This is a genomic window from Neglectibacter sp. X4, assembly GCF_009917365.1.
Lineage (GTDB): Bacteria > Bacillota > Clostridia > Oscillospirales > Acutalibacteraceae > Acutalibacter.
Genome location: NZ_QWLE01000338.1, coordinates 1 through 537, shown reverse-complemented (window position 1 = coordinate 537; position 537 = coordinate 1). Strand labels below are relative to the sequence as shown.

Annotated in this window: 1 protein-coding gene; it reads right to left on the bottom strand. The window is 34.6% G+C overall.

Annotated features, from left to right (window positions below):
* Positions 1–514: restriction endonuclease FokI catalytic domain-containing protein (locus D1841_RS18460; protein ID WP_305801102.1), on the bottom strand; the 514-nt coding region annotated here is incomplete at its 3' end.
* Positions 515–537: the final 23 nt, after the last annotated feature.

The following is a 537-nucleotide window of genomic DNA, read 5'->3' as shown; positions in this document are numbered from 1 at the left end:
CTGTTCGGGTTAAATCTTGATTCAATGGTAAAATAAAATCATTGATATTATCATTCCAAAGAAATTCATCTTCGTCTATGATAATATTTAATCCAATATTGATTAATCCTCGTACATCATCTTGAATGGTTTCAACTGCAACAGCTATATTATATAACGCTAAATAATCTTTAATTTCATATGCACAAATATAGTCTCCTTTTTCCATAATCGCCTTTAGAACGAGCGTTCTGCGAGTTCGTAATAATTCCCTGTCATTTCCCTTCGTAGCCATCATCTCATAATAAACATTTTTTGATATTCTGTGATGTCTGCTTCGCCCTACTACGCGATTCAATGCAGAACTACCCTTTGCCGAAATCATGTATGCCTGTCCAATAGTTTCACTAAATTCCTGTCCGTTAACATTTACCGAAACCTGTTTGGGAACCTGCATCACCAAACCAAGTTTTTCCAGCCATTTTGAAATCATCCTCGCATATTTATCAGAAGAGCCATCCCAGTCGGTTTTCATTTTATTTTTTTCTTTATTTGATT